The organism is Mycobacterium sp. TY815 (assembly GCF_030755135.1).
Taxonomy (GTDB): domain Bacteria; phylum Actinomycetota; class Actinomycetes; order Mycobacteriales; family Mycobacteriaceae; genus Mycobacterium.
The window spans coordinates 66,850-89,647 of record NZ_JAUFRX010000002.1 but is presented as its reverse complement, the minus strand read 5'-3'; the positions used below and the strand labels follow the sequence as shown (position 1 = coordinate 89,647).

17 protein-coding genes are annotated in these 22,798 nt (G+C 65.0%); 16 read left to right on the top strand and 1 reads right to left on the bottom strand.

The window, feature by feature from the left end:
• Nucleotides 1–57: 57 nt before the first annotated feature.
• The 5 genes from QXK92_RS20160 to QXK92_RS20140 are packed head-to-tail and all read left to right on the top strand — an operon-like array spanning nucleotide 58 to nucleotide 8,416.
• The gene (locus QXK92_RS20160) at nucleotides 58–762 is read left to right on the top strand and encodes an ABC transporter ATP-binding protein (protein ID WP_306244630.1); all 705 of its coding nucleotides are present in this window, start codon (nucleotides 58–60) and stop codon (nucleotides 760–762) included.
• Complete coding sequence (locus QXK92_RS20155) at nucleotides 759–3,263, top strand: FtsX-like permease family protein (RefSeq protein WP_306244628.1); 2,505 nt, start codon at nucleotides 759–761, stop codon at nucleotides 3,261–3,263. Before QXK92_RS20160 ends, QXK92_RS20155 begins: the two co-directional genes overlap by 4 nt.
• A 2-nt stretch (nucleotides 3,264–3,265) precedes the next feature.
• The gene (locus tag QXK92_RS20150; protein ID WP_306244627.1) at nucleotides 3,266–4,363 is read left to right on the top strand and encodes a UbiA family prenyltransferase; all 1,098 of its coding nucleotides are present in this window, start codon (nucleotides 3,266–3,268) and stop codon (nucleotides 4,361–4,363) included.
• Nucleotides 4,360–5,385 carry a histidinol-phosphate transaminase gene (locus QXK92_RS20145; protein ID WP_306244625.1) on the top strand — a complete coding sequence of 342 codons (1,026 nt, stop codon included), beginning with the start codon at nucleotides 4,360–4,362 and terminating at the stop codon, nucleotides 5,383–5,385. Before QXK92_RS20150 ends, QXK92_RS20145 begins: the two co-directional genes overlap by 4 nt.
• Entirely contained in the window at nucleotides 5,378–8,416 is a 3,039-nt protein-coding gene (locus tag QXK92_RS20140; RefSeq protein WP_306244624.1) for a thiamine pyrophosphate-binding protein, read from the top strand. Before QXK92_RS20145 ends, QXK92_RS20140 begins: the two co-directional genes overlap by 8 nt.
• A 13-nt stretch (nucleotides 8,417–8,429) precedes the next feature.
• Here the strand turns inward: QXK92_RS20140 and QXK92_RS20135 are convergent, their stop codons facing one another.
• Nucleotides 8,430–9,842: a cytochrome P450 gene (locus tag QXK92_RS20135; RefSeq protein ID WP_306244622.1), complete on the bottom strand. Its 1,413-nt coding sequence runs from the start codon at nucleotides 9,840–9,842 to the stop codon at nucleotides 8,430–8,432.
• Nucleotides 9,843–10,030: 188 nt separating this feature from the next.
• Here QXK92_RS20135 and QXK92_RS20130 point away from each other — a divergent pair, with 188 nt between their 5' ends.
• From QXK92_RS20130 to rplU, 11 genes are all read left to right on the top strand, one after another.
• Nucleotides 10,031–10,597, top strand: a complete 567-nt coding sequence (locus QXK92_RS20130; protein WP_306244620.1) for a TetR/AcrR family transcriptional regulator — start codon at nucleotides 10,031–10,033, stop codon at nucleotides 10,595–10,597.
• A 64-nt stretch (nucleotides 10,598–10,661) separates the two neighbouring features.
• Entirely contained in the window at nucleotides 10,662–11,318 is a 657-nt protein-coding gene (locus tag QXK92_RS20125; protein WP_371934235.1) for a heme oxygenase (biliverdin-producing), read from the top strand.
• A gap of 80 nt (nucleotides 11,319–11,398) precedes the next feature.
• Nucleotides 11,399–12,655, top strand: coding sequence for a trans-acting enoyl reductase family protein (locus tag QXK92_RS20120; RefSeq protein ID WP_306244619.1), 1,257 nt, complete (start codon nucleotides 11,399–11,401; stop codon nucleotides 12,653–12,655).
• 103 nt (nucleotides 12,656–12,758) lie between these two features.
• Nucleotides 12,759–13,346: a DUF937 domain-containing protein gene (locus QXK92_RS20115; protein ID WP_306244618.1), complete on the top strand. Its 588-nt coding sequence runs from the start codon at nucleotides 12,759–12,761 to the stop codon at nucleotides 13,344–13,346.
• A gap of 89 nt (nucleotides 13,347–13,435) precedes the next feature.
• Nucleotides 13,436–14,077, top strand: a complete 642-nt coding sequence (locus QXK92_RS20110; RefSeq protein WP_306244617.1) for a LysM peptidoglycan-binding domain-containing protein — start codon at nucleotides 13,436–13,438, stop codon at nucleotides 14,075–14,077.
• A gap of 64 nt (nucleotides 14,078–14,141) precedes the next feature.
• Nucleotides 14,142–16,787, top strand: a complete 2,646-nt coding sequence (locus QXK92_RS20105; RefSeq protein WP_306244616.1) for a valine--tRNA ligase — start codon at nucleotides 14,142–14,144, stop codon at nucleotides 16,785–16,787.
• Complete coding sequence (locus QXK92_RS20100; RefSeq protein ID WP_306244615.1) at nucleotides 16,787–18,226, top strand: folylpolyglutamate synthase/dihydrofolate synthase family protein; 1,440 nt, start codon at nucleotides 16,787–16,789, stop codon at nucleotides 18,224–18,226. The genes QXK92_RS20105 and QXK92_RS20100 overlap by 1 nt, the downstream gene beginning before the upstream one ends.
• Nucleotides 18,223–18,603, top strand: a complete 381-nt coding sequence (locus QXK92_RS20095) for a DUF4233 domain-containing protein (RefSeq protein WP_306244614.1) — start codon at nucleotides 18,223–18,225, stop codon at nucleotides 18,601–18,603. Before QXK92_RS20100 ends, QXK92_RS20095 begins: the two co-directional genes overlap by 4 nt.
• Nucleotides 18,604–18,650: 47 nt before the next feature.
• Entirely contained in the window at nucleotides 18,651–19,061 is a 411-nt protein-coding gene (ndk, locus tag QXK92_RS20090; RefSeq protein WP_055577884.1) for a nucleoside-diphosphate kinase, read from the top strand.
• Between the two features lie 295 nt (nucleotides 19,062–19,356).
• The gene (locus QXK92_RS20085) at nucleotides 19,357–22,272 is read left to right on the top strand and encodes an Rne/Rng family ribonuclease (RefSeq protein ID WP_306244613.1); all 2,916 of its coding nucleotides are present in this window, start codon (nucleotides 19,357–19,359) and stop codon (nucleotides 22,270–22,272) included.
• A gap of 203 nt (nucleotides 22,273–22,475) precedes the next feature.
• Nucleotides 22,476–22,787 (top strand): 50S ribosomal protein L21, encoded by a 312-nt coding sequence (rplU, locus tag QXK92_RS20080; RefSeq protein WP_055577886.1) that lies wholly within the window; start codon nucleotides 22,476–22,478, stop codon nucleotides 22,785–22,787.
• The last annotated feature ends 11 nt before the right edge of the window (nucleotides 22,788–22,798 follow it).

Sequence of the window (22,798 nt, the reverse complement as noted above, 5' to 3'; positions counted from 1 at the left end):
CGCGGACGAGAGTCGCGGCGTGAAGCCATCGGTTCGCCTCAGAAACAGGAGCTGCGCATGTTGATCGAGATCTCCGGAGTGAGCAGGACGTATCGACGAGGGCAGGAATCGGTGAGAGCGGTAGACGATGTGACGCTGACGTTGGGGAACGAGAACCTCGTAGCCGTCACTGGCGCTTCGGGTTCGGGCAAGAGCACACTGCTGCATCTGATCGGCGGTATCGACAGGCCAGACGAGGGCTCCATCAGAGTCGATGGTGAAGAGCTATCGGCGAAGACCGACGATGAGCAGTCGAAATATCGTCGACGCAGGGTCGGCTTCATCTTTCAGTTCTTCAACTTGCTCTCAACGCTGACCGCCTGGGAAAACGTCGCGATGCCCCGCGTTCTGGACGGATCTTCGATCAAGCTCGCCCGACAGGACGCTTGTGAGCTGTTGGAGATGGTCGGGCTGGGCAATCGCATCGACCACAAGCCCTCTGAGCTGTCCGGGGGTCAGATGCAGCGAGTGGCGATTGCCCGCTCCTTGATCATGGAGCCGGGCGTCGTTCTGGCCGACGAGCCAACGGGGAACTTGGATTCAGAGTCGGGCAGCAGCATCCTTACGCTGCTTCGCCAAATCGCCGATGCGGGGGATCGTTCGGTGATCCTGGTTACGCACGATGCCGCAATCGCTGCTGCCGCCGACCGCGAGATCGTCATGCGGGATGGCAAAGTCGTCGACAGCCGGATCCGGCCCAGAGAACAAGCAGAATCCCGATGATCATCCCACCGTTGGTCCGCTTCAAGTTTCTCAATTGGCGCTACGCGTCCGCGCACTGGAAGCGAACCGTCAGCTGCGTGGTCGCCGTGACGATAGCGACTGGCCTCTTGGTGGCGATCGCCGGCATTTACAGCTCGTTGACGAAATCGGTTGCGACCATGTCAGAAGACCTCTACGGCAAGGCCGCGTTCGAAGTGACCGGGGCGGCAGACAGTGGTCTGCCCGAGGCGCTGGTGAGTGACCTGCGAGCGGTCGAGGGCGTGGCAGCCGCCGAACCGATCGTGAGGGCAACGATCAACGAGCCACGCTCCGGCACAACACTATTGGGTGTAGGTCCCAACCTACGAGTGTTGGACAACCGGGTGGGTGCCGAGCTTGTTCAGCAGGCAGAACGTGACAGGTCGCACGGGTCGCTCGCGGACGGGGCGATTGCCGGCCCCGGTTTGGGAATCGCCGCAGGCGGCTCAGTTCACATCGATACCGTCGGCGTGAAGGTGGTGTTCGTTCCGAAGGGGACGCTTGCCGAGAAATACAACGCGGGGGACTACCTGATCGTCGGTTTACCGATGGCTCAACAACTGGTGCACCAGGCCGGTCGAGTGAGTTCGGTGTTCATCGTGGCGAGACCCGGCGCGGATCTTCGGCGCATGAATGCGGATCTGGTGCGGGTGGTCGACCATCGGGCGGTTGTCGCCGAGCCGCAGTTCAGGGTGGCGCAATCCGACAACTCGGTCGCGCTCACGCGCGACACGTTGCTCCTGGTGGGTTCCATGGCACTCGTGGTCGCGGTTTTCATCGTGTTCAACACCATGAATATGGCTGTGGTGCAGCGCAAGCCGATGATCGCCACCCTCAGGGCTCTCGGAGCTCAGCGTGGGCAGCTGGCAAGGGATTTGCTGCTCGAGGTCGCGATTATCGGACTGCTCGGCGGTTGCCTGGGGGCGCCGTTGGGAGTGGGGTTGAGCTACCTTGCCATCAATCGACTTCCGCCACTCATGCTGCAGTCGGTTGACGTGAAGCCAACCTTTTTCGTTCCCGAAACCGCGATTGTCATCGTGATCTTGGCGGGCATGGCCGCCTGTGTTTTGGGCGCCGTGTGGCCGGCAATGGCCGTGTTCAAGGCATCGCCGGTCGCGGCGATGCGTCCCGCGGAGCTCGAAAGTTTAGGCTCCGACCAGTCGAAGCCAAGTTGGTCCGGCGTTGCCGTCGGAGCCGTCCTGCTGGTCGCGGCGTTTCTCTGCGCGATTCGGCTGCACGACGAAAAAGCTTTTGCCGGTGGGATCCTGGCGTTGGCGGGCGTACTCGTCCTGAGCTGGGCTCTTGGTCCCGTCGTCGTACAAGGCACCAGTCGCTTGGCGGCAAAGATGGGGCCGAGTGGTCAGGTCAGCAGATCGACGATGACCCAGTCCGCCAAGCGCACGTGGGCGAACGTGATGATCGTGACTATCGCGGTGGCTTTGGGCAGTGTGACCAACGGGGTGCTGTCAGACGTCGTCGACTCCACCGGAAACTTCTTCAACTCGTTGGCCGACGCGGACATGTATTTGTCTTCCGCGTCGAAAGACGTTATCCCCGTTGGTCCGTTGATGTCGAAGGGCCTAGATCAGGAAGTTTCCCGAATTCCAGGAGTCGAATCCGTCATCTCGGTGCAGGAAGCTTACGTCAACGTCGGCGGCGACCGGGTGTTGGTCATTGGCGCTGACCCCGGCACCGTCGCACCCGCCTTCACCGCGATGGATCCCGCCGTGCGGGCGAAGGTTCTTGACGGCGCCGGAGTAGTTGTGTCCAGGCAGCTTGCTCGCCGACTCCATCGCGGTGTCGGTGACAGGCTGGCCCTGAGCACCCCCTCCGGGGAGCGTCCAGTGGCCATCCTCGGCGTAGTCGACTACTTGACCACCGAGCGCGGGATGATCGCGCTGTCACTGTCGAACATGCGAAGTTGGTTTCAACGGGACGGCGCCACCTACTTAGAAGTGCACGCAAAAGATCCGAACACCGCGCCGGCGCTGCAAGAGCAGGTTCGCCAAATCGCCACTGCCAGAAATTTGTTCGCCTACAGCGGTCGGGAGGCCGTCGACTCAGGCAGGAGCGCGGTCAACCAGATGGGCTCGCTCGCGGTGTTCGTTCAATGGATCGTGGCGGCATTGGCGGCGATGGCCCTGTTCAACGCGTTCATGATTTCGGTGATCGAACGCAAAAGGGAAATCGGCGTGCTCCGGGCGATGGGCGCATCTCGCGGTTACATCGCCAGATCGATCCTGGTCGAGTCGACCAGCATTGCGCTGGTGGGCGGCACTCTCGGCCTGGTGACGAGCGTGCTTGTCCATCGGCTGGGCACGATGATCATGAGCGCGGTCACGGCTATTTCGGTGCGGTTTGCGCTTTCCCCCGTCGACCTGGTCGGTGTCGTCGTAGCGATGATCTTGTGCTGGTGTGGCGCCTTGATACCCGCTTCGAGGGCTGCGAAGTCAAACATCGTGGATGCATTGGAGGTGGAGTAACGGTGGAGGAGCAGGAGTTGGCAGACCGGCCCCACCTGCGTCCGACCGGGGAGACGGGGCTGTCCAGATTTCTGCGCTCGCCGGGCGAGCAACGGCTGGCGTGGGTGCAATCGTGCCCCGGCATCGACGCGCCGGCGTCGTGGCGGCTCTCTCAATTCTTGGCTTTCTCCAGGCCGAGAACATGCGTTGCAGGCATGTTGGCTTTCTACTTCGCCAGCGTCATCGGCGGCGGGGTCTCGTGGAGTGACCTCATCATGGGCATGGTGGTGTCCTACCACATCGCGGCAATAGCCAACCTGTACAACATCTATACCGACATCGTCGAGGACAACGAGAACATCCCCTTGCGGGTATTCCAACTAGGCAGCTACGGCCGAAATCGGCTGCTCCGTCATACCCATGTGCTGGCCACCGCAGTCTTAGTCCTTTCGCTGCTCGTCAATTGGTACTTCGCCGCCCTGACGTTGCTGGCCTTGGTCGGCTGCCAGCAGTACTCCTTTCGTCCGCTGCGTATGAAGGCGCGGCCTCGCATTGGAATCCTGTACTTCGCCAACGCTGTTGCGTACCCGTATGCGAGTGCGGCTCTGGCCTCGAGTGAGAAACTGCATGTCTTGGTCAAGCCTGAGTACTGCGCGCTCGCCCTCTATTTGTTCTTCTGGTTTTGCGCCAAGGGTCTGATCAAGAATGTTCCCGACTATGACGGGGACAAGCGAGTTAACGTGACGACGTCTGCGACGTTGTCCGCCAGCAGGTTTCGTGCGGCAATGATCGCGGCCGTGGCGAACGTGTCGGTCTACGCCGCCGTCGTCATTCCAGTGATTTCCGGCATCGTCGAACCAAAGTATCTGCTGGCTCTCGTCTGGCTGCCGGTGGCGTGTCATCAGGCATGGCGGTTGGTTCAGGCATCGGACCAGCAGTCGTGGAACGACATGCTGCGCGACGACATGTTCGTCTCGGTGGGATTCCTTTCAACGCTCATCATGATCGACCGCGTATCCATCATGTCGGTCGCGGTCATCTGCACAGGTTTCGCGATCATGCTGCTGTCTGACCAACTCGGACTGGACACCAGAAGAGCAGAGGATTTCGACTTGACATGACGATGCTGGATTTGTCGCGAAACGAACTGGATTTCGACGTACTCGCACAAGTGCGGGATACCTTCGAGGCGAGCGCGGCAGGCCTCAGCCGGTACCCGTTCGCGCATCATGTCGCGCAACTCACCGAGCGGATCGCCGCGCTGCACGGAGTGTTCGCCGACCGAGTCGTTATTGGTGCCGGTAGTCTTGGCGTTCTAGACGCCATTCTTCATGAGGGTTGTCCGACAACAGGATCCACCGTATTCAGCTCGCCGACCTTTGCCGAGTACGCGGTGTTGGTAGCAAGGTCCGGTGGCGTCCCGGTCGCCGCGCCGGCGGAACCCGCGGGTGCCCAGTCGCTCGACGGCATTCTCTGCCGTGTCGACGATTCGACACGGCAGGTCATCATCGCTGCGCCACACAATCCCACGGGTGCGGCGGTGAGCCCAGACGACCTCGTCAGGTTTCGCCGGGTCCTGCCGAAAAATGTACTGCTGGTGATTGATCAGGCGTATGCGGAGTTCGACGAGACCATGCCCGCCGATGCCGTCCGCCGCCTGACATGCGGACCTGACGCGGTCGCGGTCCTGCGCAGCTTCTCAAAGGCTTACGGGCTCGCCGGCTTGAGGATCGGTTACGGCGTCTTCAGCAGCGCTGCCCTCGCGGCACGAGTCCGGTCCGCCGTGCCGACCTACTCGGTGAATTCGGTCGCCCTTGCCGCTGCGACTGAGTCGCTCAGGCATGAAAAGCAGTTACGGGACCGGGTATCGGTTGTCGTGGAGAACCGAAAGCGGTTAGAAGCCTTCCTCTCTCAGCACGGCTTGTGGTCTGGAATCGAGTCGCAGGGGAATTTTGTCTGGCTGCCTACCCAGAAGTCGCACTCGTTGTTCCGGCATTCGTTCCGCGACGGCATCCTGCTGAGGGAATATCCCGGTTTGGGGGTCAGAGTCACTGTGCAATCGAGGACCACTGTCGATGCCGTGGTGAAGTCGCTGACCGCATTCCTGGTCAGTGATCGGTCCAGCACGGTCTGCAATGCATAATCGATACCCCGTATCAAACGTCCTCGGACGGTGGAGATTTGCCGACGCGCTGGTGGACTGCCTGATACGGCTGGGGGTGGAGTATCTCTTCGGCATGCCCGCAGAGTCGGTGAATTCCATAGTCCATGCGGCGAGCCGCCGCAGCGAGATCAAGGTGATCACCACCAGGCACGAATCCGCAGCCGCTCTGATGGCCGTGGGGTATGCCAGGTCGTCCGGCCGACTGGGCGTGTGCTTTGGCAGCGCAGGCCCGGGCGCCACCAACCTGGTGGCCGGGGCATACGAGGCCTACCTCGCACGAGTGCCGTTGCTGGCGATCAGTGGTCAGGTCCCGCTGGCCAGCCTGGGCCGGGAGTCGTTCCAGGAGATTGACTCTGCGGCCCTCTTTCAGCACTGCACCTCCTCGTCTGTGCTGATCCATTCCGCGAGCCAATTCGAGCGTTTCGTTCGTTGCTGCGTGTTGTCACTACACGAGTCCACCGCGTGCCATGTGGCTATCCCGGGCGATGTACTTTATGCGCCGCTGGCTAGTAACCGCGCGGCGTCCTTCATCCCCAGATTGCCGACGCCTACGCTTCCGGGCAAAGAAGAGCTGCGCTTGGTGGTCGCATTCCTGGACTCCGATGACCTGGCGATAGTCCTTTCGAGTCAGGACAACTCGTATGTTGATTTGGCATACAGCCTTTCGGCCAAGGTCGGTTGTCCGGTCTACACCCTCGATCGTCGGGAAACCGGCATCATCCGAGCTCGAGACGTCCTGGTGGTGGGACGATCGACGCCGTTGATCAAGCCGCGCCTGTCTGAGTTTGCGAACCTCCTCGAGATCACTGACCGTCGCTGCACGTCGAAGTCCATGCCTTACACCACGCAAGTCGTATGTGACGTGGCAGCCACCCTGCGGGCGGTATTGAACCGCGGTGAACGTGACGACATCGACGAATCCTCGACTCCGATCGAGGTTTTCACCGATCTCGACGGAGCCGAAGACCTACTGCCAGGAGATCTGCGGGACGCATACGTCGTGTCCAGTGCGGCAGGTATACCTGGTGCTGCGCTGCCACTCGGCATCGGCGCGACCCTGTCCGGAAATCTCCGCCGCTTGGTCATGACCGAATATTCACAACTGAGCCAATTCATTTCGGAACTCTCAACTCTGGTCAGCGTCAACGGCGATCTTGTTGTCGCGTGCCTGGCCGACAGCGACGAAGTGGTCTCTCGAATCGCGCATCTGGGCGCGGCGATGTCGCTGCGGACCGACACCGATTCGATCGCGATCGCGGGCCCAGCGATCATATCCTTACGCCGTTGTAGAACTGCGGGCCCGTCTTTGGAGGTGTCCCGGCCCGGTGAGCGCTCGCTGGCTGAATGCCTCGACGCGAATCTTGCTGTACCGGTTCAGATCAGCGACTTTTGTCTGCCGCGGCTGCCATGCCTGCGAAACGCGCAGCGAAGTGTCAACGGTCAGGCGCCGTCGATGAGCGCGTCGGCTTTGCGAAAGGCAGGAAGTGCTCCGGCGGGCTCGATAGTCGCGAGCGGCCCGGCGCTGCTCCTGCAACTGAACGGGATTTACGACGCGGCGATGGATAACGCGAGGATCCTGGTAGTGACCGTGGAGTCGGCGGACTGGTTGCTCGATACGCGCCGGATGCTTGAGGAGGTCACCGTCGCACGTTATGTCGTAGCTGAACCGGCGACGGCTGCCGCCACGGTGCGACAAGCGTGCGTCGCCGCGGCAGCCACGGGCGGTGGTGTAGTGCATCTGCAGGTGCAAGGAAAAGCGCTCGAGGAGCAGTGGGCCGAGTGCCCAGCGGGCGGACCGGACATGGGGACGCGGACACCCGGCGCAGAGAGTCCAGTTCTTGCGGATGCGATCTCGGCCTTGAGATCCGCCCGGCGGGTTGCCATCGTCGCGGGTCGTGGTGCGGCCGGCTGCGCGGAATTACTCAATGAGCTGGCCGAATTGCTCTGTTGTCCGGTGCATCTGACGATGGGCGGAGATTCGGTACTGCACAGCCAGAGCCTGCGCGCGCAGGGCAGAGTCGGGGGCTCCGGTGATCTGCGGGCATTCGGGGCTATAGCGCGCGCAGATGCTCTGCTCCTGGTCGGCGTGTCGAACAGAGGCTCCGCATTCGATCTGGGTGCGGCCGGGCGGACCATCGCGGTCAATATCGATCCGAGCGCAATGTTGCGGCTCACCGGGCAGGACATCGGCCTGCTGGGCGACGCAATGTCGACGCTGGAGGCGATGATCGGTGGGCTGCGTGCCGATTCGCCGCACCGCGACAGGCGATTACGGCCCGCGTACCGCCGCCGTCGCCGGCGGGTGCGGAGGGGCGATGAGATTCCGCTGCGCGCATCGAGCCTCGTCCAAGTAATCGATGAGGAGCTCGCCCGGTTCGAGGGCACCTCCACGGTGTGTGCCGACGTCGGCGTGAACACGCTGTGGGTCTACCGGTACATCACCTCGATGACCCGAAGTATCTGGTCTGCGTCATTCGGCACCATGGGTTTCGCGGTGCCTGCAGCGATCAGCGTCGCGAAAAACTCCGTCGAGTGCGGGATAACGATCGCGGTGGCGGGTGACGGCGGAGCCTCGGTGACATTGAGCCAAATTCAGTCGGCGGCCGGCGTTAACCAACGGTTGGTTTTCGTCGTTGTCAACAACTCGGCGCTTGCCGCGATCAAGTTCGAAAGCGAGATCATGGGATGGCCTGACCACGGGTCGGCCCTACCCGACATCAATTTTGCCGAGTACGCCAAGTCCGTCGGTGTGCAGTCGTGCCGGGTGAACTCGTTGCGCGCCTTCCGTTCTGCGTTCAACGAGGCCATCGGCACCCCTCGTCCTTATCTGATCGATGCACGCTGCGTTCTCAACGACGCCCCGATACAAGCGGGAAAGAAGAACTGGCGACAGATTCTCGGGTTCTTCGTGGCCTGGTCCAGGGAGGGCTCCGGTTCGATCGGTTCGTTCCGTGAAGTGGTGCGCGCCGTCGTGCTCGGCAAGCTCGATGAAAAGGGCTTCACCGGATAGTTCCGGCGATGCACTAGGCCCTGGACAAGCAGACTGGAAGGCCGTCTCGCAGAGTCACCGAGAAGGTGAAGCGGGATTCCGGTTGCCATCCCTCGGGCAGGCTCAGTCGATACCGCTGAAAGAGGATGGTCAGGAAGAACTGAGCGGCCATGTACGCCATCGTGGTACCCAGGCAGAAGTGCTGCCCGGAACTGAAAGGCATGAACGCAAGCCGTGGTCGCGCCCGCACCTGGTCGGGGTCAATGAATCGGCCCGGGTCGTATCGGTCGGGGTCCGGCCACCACCGCGGATCGCGGTGCACCACCGACATGCTAGCTCCCACGAGGGTGAGCTTGGGTAGCCGATAGCCGCCAAGTTCGTTGTCGGCCATGCAGAACCGGGGAAAGAACGGGTGTCCCTGCATCCGCTGGCCCTCGTCGAAGCATGCCCGCGCCCAATTAAGCCGACCCACGTCGTCGTAGGTGGGCAGCGCCCCGTCAAGTGCCTCGATTTCCTCGTACAGCTTCGCCAATTGATCGGGGTTCTTCAGCAAGAGCGCGACAGTCCACGTGAGGGCTGCGCCGGTCGGGTCGTAGGCGCCACCCAGCAGACCGACGATTTCGGCGGCGAGGTCCGGCCGAGAGATTGGTGAGCCGTCCTCGTATCTGGCGTCCAGCAACGTATCGAGGAAATCCGGCGTGTCAAGCGGGTGAGCCCGGCGATCTTTGATGAGCTGCCCGACGAACCGGTAGATCCGTGCCAGGGCCGGAAACAGGCTTGATCTTCCTTGTCGCGGAAGCAGATTGGGAAATGGCACCATCAATGTGGTCAGGCCGAGCAAGCCGGTGATCGCCCGCATATCAGCATCCAGCCGACGCAACTCACAGTCGTCGATCGAGGTTGAGAACAGCGCCCGCAGATAGACTTTCAACGTTGCCAGCGAGATTTCCTGCTGCAGATCAACCGACTGTCCGGTTCCGGCCAGTGACGACCATCGGTCGAGCCGTTCGTCGAACTCCCGACAGAAAATGTCGGCCATCGTCACCAGGTGCCTGCGCGTGAACATCGGCATCAGCATCCGCCGGCGCTCCCGCAACTTGGGGCCTTCGAGCATGATGCTGTTGGCCCCGATGAGGGTCAGCAGGGGACCGACCGGACTGTATCGGCTGTAGCGCCCGTCCGGATCGTCCATGAATTCGTGCAGCAGGTCCGGATGAGTTACTGCGACCAAGTCCAGGAACGGCATCGGAATGCGGAAGATGTCGCCGTAGTCTGCAGCCCCGCGCCTCATCAGCGCAAAGGGATCCCGACGCAACTGGAAGAAGGAACCGACGATCGGCAACCCTCTCGGCCCCGGCGGCAGCGGTGTGGGACGGCCGTAGCCCCGCGCGGCACCCATCATCGTGGGCACCGACAGTCGGGTCGGCCAGAGCGGGTCTTGCCGCAAGGCCGTGAAGACACTGCGCCGACCGGTCGACCGAGGGCTCTTGGGCCCTACCTGTTGGGTGGTCTCCCTATTGGGCTGTTGAAAAACCGGCTCCTCCGCAGCGGTCACCGTGCTCCACGTCCTCTCGTTAGGGTTACCTAACTTATTCAAGCACGGGGTAGGCGCCAGGTCGGAGTTACAGTCACGGCGTGCCCAAGATCACTGCCGCATCCGTGGAGCAGCATCGCGAGCAGGTGCAACGGCGCGTCTTCGACGCTTTCGTCTCGCTGATGGCCGAGCAGAGCTTCGACGCGATCACCATGGCCAAACTCGCCGCTGCGGCAGGCATCGGGCGCACGGCCATCTATCACCATTTTCCGGACAAGGAAACGGTGGTGGTTGCGTTCGCAACCCAGGAAACGAGCAGCTACATCGACGGACTCCGGGCCCTCCTGGCCGGTGTCGACGATCCGGTCGACCGCCTCACGATCTACATGCGCCATCAGCTTGATGCCGGCCAGAAATTTCACATCGGTTTGGGCCCGCAGCTTTACGGCGCCCTGTCGCAGGGCGCGCTGCACGCCATCCGCGGTCACATCGTGGCCATCGAAAACGTTCTGCGGGACATTTTGAATGCCGGTGTCGCCCAGGGCATTTTCACGTTCGAGGACGAGAGCGCGACGATATCGCTGATCCATGCCTGCCTCGCGCCCCGGGATCTACCCGGGGTGGCTGTCGAACGGTTCGTGCTTCGTGCGCTCGGCGTTACTTTCTGACATACTGTCAAGATCGTTTTGACATGTTGTCATTATAGTGGCCGATCTATCGAAGGAGTCGCCCGTGTCGCCGAGTGTCGCTGAAGCCGTCCGGCCTTTATCTGTCGCGATGAAAGAGGGCTCGATGACCGAGCATGCCGCGGCGGAGCACTCACCGTTCGTATCGGAACTTCTTGCCGGTCGAGTGAACGAACGGGGCTACGCCGACTACCTGCTGCGGTTGCGCGCAGTTTACGGTGCACTGGAAACCGCCATCCGGATCCATAGCGACGACCCGCTGGTCGCCGCAGTCTTCGACCCGGCGCTGGAGCGCCTGCCGGCCATCGATGCCGACTTGGACCACTGGTTGCCGGGCGGCGCGCGCGAGGTCGTCTCGCCAGCCGTTGACGCATACCGCGACCGGATCACCGACGCGACATGGGGAGGTGCGCTGGTGGCCCACCACTACACGCGCTACCTCGGTGATCTCTCCGGTGGCCAGATCATAGGCAAGATCCTCAACCGCACGTACGGTCTTGACGGATCCGGCTTGGCGTTCTACGACTTCCCGATGCGGGCCAAGCCTTTTAAGGATTCCTACCGCGCCCGCCTGGACGGCCTCAGCCTCGATGCCGATGCGATGGATCGCACCGTCAACGAGGTGAAGGTCGCGTTCGGGCTGAACCAAGCGTTGTTCGACGAGCTGGCCCAGAGCCTGCCCGCATACCGACGCCGGCCTTGAGGTCCCTAACGCGCACCCCGTTGTCCAGACTTGCCGGGCCGTAGCCCGATGTCGCGGTGCGCGCGGGTAGCGTCGGGACGGTGACCGACACGCCACGCGAATTCGACATCATCGTCTATGGGGCAACGGGCTTCGTGGGGAAGCTGACCGCCGAATACCTCGCCCGGGCGGGGGGAGACGCGCGAATCGCGCTGGCGGGCAGGTCGACCGAGCGCCTCGAAGCGGTCCGCAAGACGCTGGGACCCGCCGCTGCGGACTGGCCGCTGATCGCCGCCGACGCCACCTCCGAGTCCTCGCTCAAAGAGATGGCCGCCCGCACCCGGGTCGTCATCACCACCGTGGGTCCCTACACCCGCTACGGGCTGCCCCTGGTGGCGGCGTGTGCCGAGGCCGGCACCGACTACGCCGACCTGACCGGTGAGGCGAACTTCGTGCGCGACAGTATCGACCTCTACCACAAGCAGGCCGCCGACACCGGTGCGCGCATCGTGCACGCCTGCGGGTTCGACTCCGTTCCGTCGGACCTGACCGTCTACGCGCTGTACCGTGCCGCGCACGACGACGGCGCGGGTGAGCTGACCGAGACGAATTACGTCGTCAGGTCCATGCGGGGCGGGGCATCCGGGGGAACCATCGCCTCCGGCGTGGAAATCATGCGCACCGCCGCGGAAGACCCCGATGTCCGCCGTCAGATGGCCGATCCCTACACCTTGAGCACCGACCGCGCTGCCGAGCCTGAGCTGGGGGCACAACCCGATCTCACCCTGCTTCGGGGTAGCCGGATCGCGCCGGAACTGGCCGGGTTGTGGACCGCCGCATTTCCGATGGCACCCTCCAACACCCGTATTGTCCGACGCAGCAATTCGCTGCTGAATTGGGCCTACGGTCGCACGTTCCGCTACACCGAAACCATGAGTGTGGGGTCGTCGCCGTTGGCGCCTGTCGCGTCCGCCGTCATGACCGGGTTCTCCAGTGCGTTCTTCGCCGCGGGCAGTCGTTTCCTCAATCGTGTGCCGAGCGGGTGGCTGGAAAGGGTGCTGCCGAAATCGGGCAGCGGCCCGAGCGCCAAGACCCGCGAGCGCGGCTACTACAAGCTCGAGACGTACACCACCACGACCTCCGGTGCCCGTTATGTGGCGCGCATGGAACAACGCGGCGACCCCGGTTACAAGGCCACCTCGGTGATACTGGGGGAGTGCGGCCTGGCCCTGGCAAAAGACCGCGACAAGCTCTCTGACCTGCATGGCGTGCTGACCCCGGCGGCGGCGATGGGTGACGCGCTGCTGGCCCGGTTCCCACAGGCAGGTATCGAACTGCGGACCGAACGGTTAAATTGACGGGCCAGTTGAAATCCGCCTGATCAAAGGGTGTTGATCCGCTCCCGCTGGGTCTAGTGTCGTAGCTGCTCGCCTCCCATCCCAGCAACGAAGGTGGATCACGATGGCCGGTCTCGACGATCTTTATCAGCAGATTCCCACTTCGAGCATCGCGTCGAAGCTGGGGGCTGATCAGGGCGAAGTCGAGAAGGCGGTGCATACGCTGGTGCCGGTGCTGCTCAGCGGATTGCAGCACACGTCGCAGGATCCCGAGCACGCCAGCAAGATCGAGGATGCCGCCAGCGGCCACGCCGCCCGTGGACTGCTCGATGCCGGCGGCGGTGTCGAGCACGTCGACGAGAACGACGGACACCAGGCGGTCGCGACCCTCTTCGGCGGCAAGGACACCGACGAAGTCGCCGCCGCTCTAGCCGGTGGCGGCGCCGGAAACAGTGATCTGCTCAAGCAACTATTGCCTATCGTGTTGCCAATCGTGTTGGCCTACATCGGAAAACAACTCAATTCCGGTGCACCGGCCGAGGCTCCCGCCTCGCAGCAACGCAGCTCCGGCGGCGGGTTGGGCGACATCCTGGGCAGCATCCTGGGCGGTGGCAACGACAAGTCGCTGGGCGGCATCCTGGGCAGTGTGCTCGGCGGCAAGGGCGGTGGTCTCGGCGACATTCTCGGCGGCCTGCTCGGCGGCAAGAAATAACCTGCGCCACAACACAATTGCGCTGAGCGCAAGTCTGGCTCGGTCGCGTCATCAAGTCCGGTAAATGAGAGTGATGGAGAGGAAAGCTCATGGCAGACAGGCTCACCGAAGGTCAGAAGCTGGTGAAGGGCGAGTCCCTGACGTCGAATAACGGTGCCTACACGCTGACCTTGCAGGACGACGGCAACCTGGTGCTGGCCGTATGGGGCAAGCCGATCTGGGCGACCTCGACCAACGGCCAGGACGTGGTGCGCGCCGAGGTGCAGACCGACGGCAACTTCGTGCTCTACACCGCCGACAAGCCGGTGTGGCACAGCGACACCAAGGGTAAGAAGCAGGTCCAGCTCGTCCTGCAGGACGACCGGAATCTGGTGCTGTACGCCGCCGACGGGCCCGCCTGGTCGACCAAGACCGAAACCGACGGACCGCCGCCGCCCGAGCCTGTGGCCGAGGCGCAGAAGTCGGGCTCGGGCGAATCCGGCTGGTGGGGATCCGATGAGCCGGCGGAGAACGCTGTCGCCGAAGCGCCGGCCGAGGCGGCACCCGAGGCCCCGCCGGCCGAACCCGAACCCGAACCCGCGCGCACCTACACCGTCGAATCCGGCGACACCCTGTGGGCGATCGCGGAGCGGTTCTACGGCGACGGCAGCAAGTATCAGGTGATCGCCGACGCCAGCGGGATCCCCAACCCCGACCTGATCCACCCCGGGCAGGTACTCACCATCCCGTAGTCGGGTTTCGCCTGCGGGTTCAGGCCCTTACACGGGCGCGGCTGGCGGTTCCTAGAATTGACCGGTGACCGCCAGCCCCCGCCCCGTCGATGACCAGTTGCCCAAGTCCTGGGATCCGGCCGCGATGGAGGGCGCGATCTACCAGAACTGGGTAGATGCCGGTTACTTCACCGCGGACCCCGAGAGCACCAAGCCCGCGTATTCCATCGTGCTCCCGCCGCCGAACGTCACGGGCAGCCTGCACATGGGGCACGCGCTCGAGCACACCATGATGGACGCGCTGACCCGGCGTAAGCGCATGCAGGGCTACGAGGTGCTGTGGCAGCCGGGCATGGACCACGCCGGCATCGCCACCCAGAGTGTGGTGGAAAAGCAGCTGGCGGTCGACGGCAAGACCAAGGAGGACTTCGGCCGGGAGCTGTTCGTCGAGAAGGTCTGGGACTGGAAGCGTGAGTCCGGCGGCGCGATCGGCGGCCAGATGCGCCGGCTCGGGGACGGCGTGGACTGGAGCCGGGACCGCTTCACCATGGACGAAGGCCTGTCGCGGGCGGTGCGCACGATCTTCAAGCGCCTGTACGACGACGGCCTGATCTATCAGGCGGAACGGCTGGTCAACTGGTCGCCGGTGCTGGAGACGGCGATCTCCGACCTCGAGGTCAACTACCAGGATGTCGAAGGCGAGCTGGTGTCGTTCCGGTACGGCTCGCTCGACGACGCTGAACCGCACATCGTGGTCGCGACGACCCGGGTGGAGACCATGCTGGGCGACACCGCCATCGCGGTGCACCCCGACGACGACCGGTACCGCGACCTGGTCGGCACCAGACTGCCGCACCCGTTCGTCGATCGCGAGATGATCGTGGTCGCCGACGAACACGTCGATCCCGAATTCGGTACCGGCGCAGTCAAAGTCACCCCCGCGCACGATCCCAACGACTTCGAGATCGGGATGCGCCACCAGCTGCCGATGCCCTCGATCATGGACACCAAGGGCCGGATCGCGGACACCGGAACGCAATTCGACGGCATGGACCGGTTCGAGGCCCGGGTGAAGGTGCGGGAAGCCCTTGCCGCCCAGGGCCGGGTCGTCGAGGAGAAGCGGCCCTACCTGCACAGCGTCGGGCACTCCGAGCGCAGCGGGGAGCCGATCGAACCCCGGCTGTCGCTGCAGTGGTGGGTCCGGGTGGAATCGATGGCCAAGGCCGCCGGGGACGCGGTGCGCAACGGCGACACCGTGATCCACCCGGCCAGCCTGGAACCGCGCTGGTTCGCCTGGGTGGATGACATGCACGACTGGTGCATCTCGCGCCAGCTGTGGTGGGGCCACCGCATCCCGATCTGGTACGGGCCCAACGGGGAAATGGTGTGCGTCGGTCCCGACGACACCCCGCCGGACGGGTGGGAGCAGGACAGCGACGTGCTGGACACCTGGTTCTCTTCGGCCTTGTGGCCGTTCTCCACCCTGGGCTGGCCTTCGAAGACTGCGGCGCTGGAGAAGTTCTATCCGACAAGCGTTCTCGTCACCGGCTACGACATCCTGTTCTTCTGGGTGGCCCGGATGATGATGTTCGGCACCTACGTCGGCGGCGACGACGCCATCACCCTCGACGGCCGCCGGGGCCCGCAGGTGCCGTTCACCGACGTGTTCCTGCACGGGCTCATCCGCGACGAGTTCGGTCGCAAGATGAGCAAGTCCAAGGGCAACGTCATCGACCCGCTGGAATGGATGGACAAGTTCGGGGCCGACGCGCTGCGTTTCACCCTGGCCCGCGGCGCCAGTCCGGGCGGCGACCTGGCCATCGGCGAGGACGCCGTGCGGGCGTCGCGCAACTTCGGCACCAAACTGTTCAACGCGACCAGGTACGCGCTGATGAACGGCGCGGCCCTGGCCCCACTTCCGGACGAACTCACCGACGCCGACCGCTGGGTGCTGGGCCGGCTGGAAGAGGTGCGCGCCGAGGTCGATGCGGCCTTCGACAGCTACGAGTTCAGCCGCGCCTGCGAGGCGCTCTACCACTTCGCCTGGGACGAGTTCTGCGACTGGTATGTCGAGCTGGCGAAAACGCAGCTGGCTCAGGGGCTTTCGGGCACCACCGCGGTGCTCGCCGCCGGCCTGGACACCCTGCTGCGGCTGCTGCACCCGGTGATCCCGTTCATCACCGAAGCGCTGTGGCAGGCGCTCACCGGCCAGGAGTCGCTGGTGATCGCCGACTGGCCCAAACCCTCCGGCATCACGCTGGATCCGGTTGCCGCGCAACGGATCACCGACATGCAGAAGTTGGTGACCGAGGTGCGCCGGTTCCGCAGCGATCAGGGCCTGGCCGACCGGCAGAAGGTGCCGGCCCGGTTGGTCGGTATCGATGACGCCGATCTGAACAATCAGGTTCCCGCCGTGACGTCGCTGGCCTGGCTGACCGAACCGGGTGACGACTTCAGCGCGTCGGCGTCTCTCGAGGTCCGCCTGAGCACCGCGACTGTCGTCGTCGAACTCGACACCTCGGGCACCATCGACGTGGCGGCCGAACGCCGGCGGCTGGAAAAGGACCTGGCCGCCGCGCAGAAGGAACTGGCATCCACCGCGGCCAAGCTCGGCAACGCCGACTTCCTGGCCAAGGCGCCCGAAGCCGTCGTCGACAAGATCCGCGCCCGCCAACAGGTGGCTCAGGAAGAGACCGACCGGATCACCGCCAAATTGGCGGCGCTGCGCTGATGTCTGAGAGTTCGGAATCGCAGGATTGGGAAGCGGGCACCAGCCTGGGTCCGACGCCGGACGAGATCGCGGCCCTGCTGCAGGTGGAACATCTGCTGGACCAGCGCTGGCCGGAGACGCGCATCGAGCCGAGCCTGACCCGGATCAGCGCCCTGATGGACCTACTCGGGTCGCCGCAGCTGAGCTATCCGTCGATCCACATCGCCGGCACCAACGGCAAGACTTCGGTCGCGCGGATGATCGACGCGCTGGTCACCGCGTTGCAGCAGCGCACCGGCCGAACCACCAGTCCGCACCTGCAGTCGGCGGTCGAACGCATCTCGATCGACGGCGAGCCGATCACGCCGGCGCGGTACGTGGACGTATATCGGGAGATTGAGCCGTTCGTGCACATGGTCGACCAGCAGTCGCAGGCTGACGGGGGGCCGGCGATGAGCAAGTTCGAGGTGCTCACCGCGATGGCGTTCGCGGCGTTCGCCGATGCCCCGGTCGACGTGGCCATCGTCGAGGTCGGCATGGGCGGCAGCTGGGACGCCACCAACGTGCTGAACGCGCCGGTGGCCGTCATCACCCCGATCAGCGTCGACCACGTCGATTACCTGGGCGCCGATATCGCCGGGATCGCCAGGGAAAAGGCGGGCATCATCACCCGGGCCCCGGAGGGAGCGCCGGACACCGTCGCGGTGATCGGGCGCCAGATTCCCGAGGTGATGGACGTGCTGCTCGCCCAGACGGTGCGTGCCGACGCCGCGGTCGCCCGGCAGGACTCCGAGTTCGCCGTGCTCGGCCGTCAGGTGGCCATCGGCGGCCAGTTGCTGCAGCTACAGGGCCTGGGCGGGGTGTACCCCGACATCTACCTGCCGCTGCACGGCGAACACCAGGCGCACAACGCGGCGCTGGCGCTGGCCGCGGTGGAGGCGTTCTTCGGGGCGGGCGCGCAGCGTCAGCTGGACGTGGACGCCGTGCGCGCCGGATTCGCCGCCGTGACCAGCCCCGGGCGGTTGGAGCGCATGCGCAGCGCCCCCACCGTGTTCATCGACGCCGCGCACAACCCCGCCGGCGCGGCCGCACTGGCGCAGACGCTGACCGACGAGTTCGAGTTCCGCACCCTGGTGGGGGTGCTCGCGGTGCTGGCCGACAAAGACGTGGACGGCATCCTCGCCGCACTGGAACCGGTGTTCGACTCGGTCGTCGTCACCCACAACGGTTCGCCCCGTGCGCTCGATGTCGAGGCGCTGGCTGCGGCGGCGCAGGAGCGGTTCGGGACCGACCGGGTGATCCCCGCGGACAACCTGCGCGACGCTATCGACACCGCGACGGCACTGGTCGACGCGGCCGATCAGGAAGGCGAGATGTTCTCCGGCGCAGGCATTGTCATCACCGGTTCGGTCGTCACCGCCGGCGCCGCCCGCACCTTGTTCGGTCGTGATCCGCAATGACCGAAGACGCGGCGCCGCCGCCCGACCCGTGGAAGAGCTTCGCCGGGGTGATGGCCGGAACGCTGATCCTCGAGGTGATCGTGGTGTTGCTGGCGATCCCGGTGGTGGGCGTCGTCGGCGGCGGCTTCAGCGGCGCGTCACTGGGTTACCTGATCGGATTCGCCGTACTGCTGGTCGTGCTGACCGGACTGCAACGCCGGCCCTGGGCGATCTGGGTCAACCTCGGTGCTCAGCTGATACTCGTCGCCGGGTTTCTGGTGTATCCGGCCGTCGGTCTGATGGGCCTGCTGTTCACCGCGGTGTGGGGGCTGATCGCCTATTTGCGCGCCGAGGTCCGGCGGCGGCAGGAACGCTGGACGCCGCCGCCCTCGGTGTGACGCATCCAGGTTTGGGGACCGGGGTCGCGACCTCTACTCTGTGCACCGTGACCGAACGGACCCTCGTATTGATCAAGCCCGACGGCGTGGAGCGCCAGTTGATTGGCGAGATACTCAGCCGCATCGAGCGCAAAGGCCTCACTATCGCAGCGCTGGAGCTCAGGACTGTCGGAGAGGACCTGGCCCGCCGCCATTACGCCGAGCACGACGGCAAGCCGTTCTTCGGTTCGCTGCTGGAATTCATCACCTCGGGACCGGTGGTGGCGGCCGTCGTGGTGGGAACGCGGGCGATCGCCGCGTTCCGGCAGCTCGCCGGTGGCACCGACCCGGTGGAAAAGGCCACGCCCGGGACCATTCGCGGCGATTTCGGCCTGGAGACCCAGTTCAATCTGGTGCACGGGTCCGACTCCGCCGAATCGGCCCAGCGCGAGATCGAACTCTGGTTTCCGGGCATCTGAGCGGGGCCGCGCCGAAGGGGAGCGTGATCCCCGGAAGTGATGTGGGATACTGACTGCGGGTGAACGTCGTCGAACTGGCGTCGGACACCCGAATGAAGACTCAGGCAAGCGCGACCACCGCCAGTCCGCGGTGCGGCGCAGCATGTCGAGCCGTCATTCAGTACGGCACCGAGTGGGCTCATCTGGGCTGCTCGGGGCGAGACCATCACAAGTCCGGGAGAAGTAACCCGGACCCATAGCGAAGCCCTCGAGTGGCCGCGTCGACATGACGCGCCCGGGGGCTTGAGGAGAATTCGTGGTAGACGATGCCCCAACTTCAGACTCCACAGACGAGCCGACCGAGCGTGAGGACCTGCCCGACCGCTTGAGGGTGCATTCGCTCGCGCGGACGCTGGGAACCACCAGCAGGCGGGTGCTGGACGCGCTGGCCGCCCTCGACGGGCGGATTCGCAGCGCGCATTCCAGCGTCGACCACGTCGACGCGGTCCGGGTGCGCGACCTGCTGGCGGCCCAGCCCGACACGCTCGAAGCCGCCTCCGAAGGCGGTGACGACTCGACGGCCGAACCCGAATCCCGGCTGATGCTGGAGACGGTGGAGGTCCGCGAGACTCACGAGACCGTCATCGAGCGCCCGCACTACATGCCGCTGTTCGTCGCGCCCCAGCCGCTGCCCGAGCGGGTCGTGATCGACGACGAAGCCGCCGACGACACCGTGGCAGACGACTCCGATTACGCCGACGACTCCGACGGTCAGGGCGCGGGGGCGGACGACGACGAGGACCAGTCCGACCGTCCCGCCAACAAGCGCCGGCGCCGCGGACGCCGTGGCCGCGGCCGTGGGCGTGGCGAGCAGAACGGCGCCGACGGCGACAACCAGGCCGGTGACAGCGCCGGGGCCGAGCAGAGCGGCGCCGACGACACCGACGAGAGCCAGGATTCCGACGAGGACGCCGACGACAACGAGAACGGCGACGAAGAGACCGCGGGCGAAGGCGCTACCCGTCGCCGCCGCCGGCGCAGGAGGCGCAAGACCGGCTCCGGCGACGACAACGACGACAGCCCGTCACCGGACGACCCGCCCAACACCGTCGTGCACGAGCGCGCGCCGCGCAGCGGCGGCAAGTCCGGCTCTGACGACTCCGGTCCCGGCGAGATCAAGGGGATCGACGGCTCGACGCGGCTGGAGGCCAAGCGCCAGCGCCGCCGGGACGGGCGCGACGCCGGCCGCCGCCGCCCACCGGTGCTGACCGAGGCCGAGTTCCTGGCCCGGCGCGAAGCCGTGGAGCGGGTGATGGTGGTCCGCGACCGGGTGCGCACCGAACCGCCGCACCCCGGCGCCCGCTACACCCAGATCGCCGTGCTCGAAGACGGCATCGTGGTCGAGCATTTCGTGACCTCGGCGGCCTCGGCGTCCCTGGTCGGCAACATCTACCTGGGCATCGTGCAGAACGTGCTGCCGTCGATGGAGGCCGCGTTCGTCGATATCGGTCGCGGGCGCAACGGCGTGCTCTATGCCGGTGAGGTCAACTGGGAGGCCGCCGGCCTGGGCGGAGCTGACCGCAAGATCGAACAGGCCCTCAAGCCCGGCGATTACGTCGTCGTGCAGGTGAGCAAGGACCCGGTCGGACACAAGGGCGCCCGGCTGACCACGCAGGTGTCCCTGGCCGGCCGGTACCTGGTGTACGTCCCCGGGGCGTCGTCGACCGGCATCAGCCGCAAGCTGCCCGACACCGAGCGCCAGCGCCTCAAGGAGATTCTGCGCGAGGTGGTCCCGTCCAACGCCGGCGTGATCATCCGTACCGCATCAGAAGGCGTCAAAGAGGATGACATCCGCGGCGATGTCACGCGGTTGCAGGAGCGCTGGAACCAGATCGACGCCAAGGCCGCCGAGATCAAGCAGAAGGCCGCGGGCGCCGCGGTGGCGCTCTACGAAGAGCCCGATGTGTTGGTCAAGGTCATCCGGGACCTGTTCAACGAAGACTTCTCGGGCCTGATCGTCTCCGGTGACGAGGCCTGGAGCACGATCAACGAATACGTGAATTCTGTTGCCCCCGACCTGGTTTCGAAACTGACCAAATACGAGCCGGCCGGTCAGGAAGGCCAGCCCGGCCCGGACGTGTTCGCGGTGCACCGCATCGACGAGCAACTGGCCAAGGCGATGGATCGCAAAGTGTGGCTGCCGTCGGGCGGCACGCTGGTGATCGACCGCACGGAAGCGATGACGGTGGTCGACGTCAACACCGGCAAGTTCACCGGATCGGGCGGCAATCTGGAACAGACCGTCACCAAGAACAACCTCGAAGCGGCCGAGGAGATCGTGCGGCAACTGCGGTTGCGCGATATCGGCGGCATCGTGGTCATCGACTTCATCGACATGGTGCTCGAGTCCAACCGCGACCTGGTGCTGCGCCGGCTCACCGAGGCGCTGGCCCGCGACCGCACCCGCCACCAGGTTTCCGAGGTGACCTCGCTGGGCCTGGTGCAACTGACCCGCAAGCGACTGGGAACCGGACTGATCGAGGCGTTCTCCACGTCATGCCCGCATTGCGCCGGCCGCGGCATCGTGATGCACGCCGACCCGGTCGACTCGGCGCCGGCCATTGGTCGCAAGACCGAGTCCGGCGGACGCCGCAGCAGGCGGTCGAAGAAGCCGCGAACCGAGCAGCCGAGCGAGAACGGCGTGGTGGCCAAAGTGCCGACGCACGCCCCGGGCGAGCACCCGATGTTCAAGGCGATGGCCGCGTCGTCCCGCGATGAGGACGAGAACGGCGAGGCCGACGAGGAGCTGACGGCCGAGACCGACGAGCAGACCGAATCGCTGGTTGCGGCCGGGGTCGACGAGTTCGAGGACGAAGACGTCGCCGACGAGGACGTCGAGGACGAGGACGTCGAGGACGTGGACGAGGACGTCGAGGACGAGGACGTCGATGATGAGGACGTCGATGAGGACGAGGACACCGACGAACTCGACGACGAAGATCTCGACGAGGACGATGACGACGAGGACGTGGACGAACTCGACGACGAAGACCTCAACGACGAGGACGACGAGGACGAAGACGTGCTGGACGACGGCGAGGACCTGGACGACAGCCAGGACGGCGATGCCGCCATCGAGGTCCCGTCTGTGGTGATCGCCGAGGTTTCGGCGCCGCCGCGACGGCGCCGCGCGGCGGGACGGCCGGCCGGGCCGCCCATTCACGCGGACTGAAGACCGCAGCCTGGAAACCCCAAGCCCGGTTTGACCCTGTAGGAGCTGGTCACGTACCCTTGGACAGTTGTCGTCAGGGCTCTTTTCGAGATGTGACCGACGACAGCGGGCCAGTACCGAGCCCGCACCCAAGACCATCACCCGCGCCGGGTTCGCCCGCGCGCGAGTGTGACGCAGACAGATGAGAAGAGGCAGGAGCAACGATGGCGACCTACGCAATCGTCAAGACCGGCGGTAAGCAGTACAAGGTTGCCGTCGGCGACGTGGTCAAGGTCGAGAAGCTGGAGTCCGAGCCGGGCGCGAACGTGTCGCTGCCGGTCGCTCTGGTCGTCGACGGCGCCAACGTCACCACCGACGCTCAGGCGCTGGCCAAGGTCGCCGTCACCGGCGAGGTGCTCGAGCACACCAAGGGCCCGAAGATCCGCATCCACAAGTTCAAGAACAAGACCGGCTACCACAAGCGGCAGGGACATCGTCAGCAGCTGACGGTCCTCAAGGTCACCGGCATCAAGTAGGGGCGAGCAGA

Excerpts from the sequence above, each read along its gene's own strand:
- QXK92_RS20145 (WP_306244625.1), top strand. The coding sequence starts at position 4,360 with ATGACGATGCTGGATTTGTCGCGAAACGAACTGGATTTCGACGTACTC.
- QXK92_RS20140 (WP_306244624.1), top strand. The coding sequence starts at position 5,378 with ATGCATAATCGATACCCCGTATCAAACGTCCTCGGACGGTGGAGATTT.
- QXK92_RS20110 (WP_306244617.1), top strand. The coding sequence starts at position 13,436 with ATGGCAGACAGGCTCACCGAAGGTCAGAAGCTGGTGAAGGGCGAGTCC.
- QXK92_RS20095 (WP_306244614.1), top strand. The coding sequence starts at position 18,223 with ATGACCGAAGACGCGGCGCCGCCGCCCGACCCGTGGAAGAGCTTCGCC.
- QXK92_RS20115 (WP_306244618.1), top strand. The coding sequence starts at position 12,759 with ATGGCCGGTCTCGACGATCTTTATCAGCAGATTCCCACTTCGAGCATC.
- rplU (WP_055577886.1), top strand. The coding sequence starts at position 22,476 with ATGGCGACCTACGCAATCGTCAAGACCGGCGGTAAGCAGTACAAGGTT.
- QXK92_RS20100 (WP_306244615.1), top strand. The coding sequence starts at position 16,787 with ATGTCTGAGAGTTCGGAATCGCAGGATTGGGAAGCGGGCACCAGCCTG.
- QXK92_RS20155 (WP_306244628.1), top strand. The coding sequence starts at position 759 with ATGATCATCCCACCGTTGGTCCGCTTCAAGTTTCTCAATTGGCGCTAC.
- QXK92_RS20160 (WP_306244630.1), top strand. The coding sequence starts at position 58 with ATGTTGATCGAGATCTCCGGAGTGAGCAGGACGTATCGACGAGGGCAG.